The 2,807-nt window shown below is 73.0% G+C and carries 2 protein-coding genes; both read left to right on the forward strand.

All coding sequences use genetic code 11. From position 1 onward, the window contains the following. The first annotated feature begins 85 nt into the window (after positions 1 to 85). Positions 86 to 1,057, forward strand: a complete 972-nt coding sequence (gene rlmB / locus ACFWNV_RS38390; RefSeq protein ID WP_383956576.1) for a 23S rRNA (guanosine(2251)-2'-O)-methyltransferase RlmB — start codon at positions 86 to 88, stop codon at positions 1,055 to 1,057. Between the two features lie 156 nt (positions 1,058 to 1,213). After that, the gene (locus ACFWNV_RS38395) at positions 1,214 to 2,773 is read left to right on the forward strand and encodes a DoxX family membrane protein (RefSeq protein WP_383956578.1); all 1,560 of its coding nucleotides are present in this window, start codon (positions 1,214 to 1,216) and stop codon (positions 2,771 to 2,773) included. The last annotated feature ends 34 nt before the right edge of the window (positions 2,774 to 2,807 follow it).

Below are 2,807 nucleotides of genomic sequence, written 5' to 3' on the forward strand. Positions count from 1 at the left end.
GCCCCCGCAGTGCCCACCGGGGCTGTCCCCCCGGCACACTCTTCATACGTACATATCGCAGAACCAACGAAATCAGGTAGAGGTCATGGCCGGGAACAGCCAGCGCAGGAACCGCCGCACGTCCAACAAGAAGGGCGCGACGGTCGGCAGCGGTGGCCAGCGGCGCAAGGGCCTCGAAGGCAGGGGCCCCACGCCCAAGGCCGAGGACCGCAAGAAGCACAAGGCCAACCGCATCAGCAACGCCATGGCCCGCCAGGCCGCCAAGCGCCGCCCGGCCCCCCGCCGCGGCGGCCCCAAGGGCACCAGCGAGATGGTCGTCGGCCGCAACCCGGTCTTCGAGGCGCTGCGCGACGGTGTACCGGCCACCACCCTCTACGTCCAGCAGTTCATCGACAACGACGAGCGCGTCCGCGAAGCCCTCCAGCTCGCGGCCGAGCGCGGCAACATCAACCTGATGGAAGCCCCGCGCCCCGAGCTCGACCGCCTCACCAACGGGCTCAACCACCAGGGCCTGGTCCTCCAGGTCCCGCCGTACGAGTACGCGCTCCCGGACGAGCTCACCGCCGCCGCGTACGACAACGGCGAGGACCCTCTCATCGTCGCCCTCGACGGGATCACCGACCCGCGCAACCTCGGCGCGATCATCCGCTCCGTCTCCGCCTTCGGCGGCCACGGCGTGGTCGTTCCCGAGCGCCGCGCCGCCAGCATGACCGCCGGCGCCTGGAAGTCCTCGGCCGGCACCGCGGCCCGTACCCCGGTCTCGCGCGTCACCAACCTGACCCGCGCCATCCAGGACTACAAGAAGGAAGGCATGACCATCGTCGGCCTCGCCGCCGAGGGCACGCACGAGGTGCACGAGCTCGAAGCGCTGGGCGGCCCCGTCGTCATCGTCATCGGCTCCGAGGGCAAGGGCCTCGGCCGGCTCGTCGGCGAGAACTGCGACTACCTCGTGCGCATCCCGATGCCGGGCGGCGCCGAATCCCTCAACGCCGGTGTCGCCGCGGGCGTCGTCCTCTACGAGGCGGCCCGCCGCCGCGCCACCCGCGGCCGCGTCTGAGCGACGGGCACGCCCGCCGCTTGATCCACTTGGCTCACCGGAAGTGACCCGTGAGCGTGCCACCCCGCCCCCTACGGGCGGGGTGGCTTGATTTGACGGGTCTCGGACACATCCCTGAAGTCAAGGCAGTGTCCTAAACACTCATCACTCGGTTAGATGAGTGTGGACACCAGAACGCCAGGGTTCGACGACCAGCCCGCGCTGAGCATGGTCAAGGTGCCGTGCGACCCCGCACAGGTCATCGTCAACCACGCCAGCTTCCGCGTGCGGCTCGCACCGAGCCCCAGCGCGCGTCCCAGGCCCTCGGGCGCCCCAGGGCTCGCCCCCGCACTCGGCGGAGCCCTCGCGGCCGCCGGAGCCGGCGCCACCCGCCGCAGGCCCGTCGTCTGGAGCGGCAAGTCCGCCCCCGGCGACGCCGCCGCCAGCGCCGCCATGGGCGGCCTGCTCCAGGCCGTACGCGATCACGGGCGCGCCCACGACGGCCGCGACGAGTACGACGGCGGCGCCACCCAGACCATCCCGCGCATCGACCTCGCCCACGACCTCGCCGACGACACCCTCGCCACCCCGACCGTCATCGGCCAGCGCAGCTACGGGGACGCCGACGAAACCCGGCTGCAGCCCGTGGTGGGGGGCCTCTCCCACTCCCACGAGGCCTACGACGCCGCCTACTCCGAAGGCAGCGGATCCGCGGACTCCCGCCGCGCCCAGGCCGAGGCCCGCGCGCAGGCCTCGTACTACCCCGGCCGCCGCATGAACCTCGGCGTCGTACTGCTCCCGCTGCGCGTCTTCCTCGGCTTCATCTCCATCTACGCCGGCATGGGCAAACTGTGCGACCCCGTCTACTTCGACGGCGGCGAACGCGGCTCCATGGTCACCTGGCTGCACACCCTCCAGCCCTGGGCCCTCGCCGAACCGCTGCGCGACTTCGCACTCGCCCACCCGGTCGGCGCCGGACTCAGCGTGGCCTTCCTCCAGGTCATCGTGGGCGTGCTGACGGTCTTCGGCCTGTGGCAGCGGTTCGCCGCCTGCTTCGGCGCACTGCTGTCCGCCGCACTGCTGATGACGGTGAGCTGGAAGACCGTCCCCGCCTACGACGCCCCCGACATCATCTACCTCGCCGCCTGGAGCCCGCTGATCATCGCCGGCGCCCCCGTCTACTCCCTGGACGGCCGCCTCGCCGGCGAGGCCTGGCGCACCCTGGGCCCGCGCTCCGAGGTCTGGCGGCTGCGCCGCCGGGTCCTGCGCCGCGGGGCCGTCATGGCCGGCGTCATCTGCGGACTCACCCTCCTCATCGGCTCGCTCCTCGGCGGCGCCGTCCGCTCCACCACCGTGGTCACCGTGCCCGGACCGGGCGAGGCCCCGAGCAACTACCTGCCCGGACGGCCGCTGCCGAGCAGCCCCAAGCAGCAGCTGCCCGTCCGCCCCACCCCCTCGAAGCAGGCCGCACAGCCCTCCGCCGGAGCCTCCTCCCCGGCCGCCAAGTCCGGCCGCGGCGCAACCGGTTCGAGCTCCCCGACGGCCGGCTCCGGCTCGCCCACCGCGACCCGCGGCACCACCAGCGGCAAGCAGTCCCCGCGCAGCACCCCCCGCCAGTCCACCCCGCAGAAGCCCCCGTCCAGCTCCGCGGGAACGCGCAGCGGGGGCTCCACGGGAGGAGCCGGCAGCACCGCGCCGAAGCAGCCCGACCTGCTGGGCGGACTGCTCGGCGGCTGACCGTCGTACGAAGGCCGCATCAAAAGGCCGCACC

The sequence above is a fragment of the Streptomyces sp. NPDC058401 genome, assembly GCF_042722885.1.
In the GTDB taxonomy this organism is placed as follows: domain Bacteria; phylum Actinomycetota; class Actinomycetes; order Streptomycetales; family Streptomycetaceae; genus Streptomyces.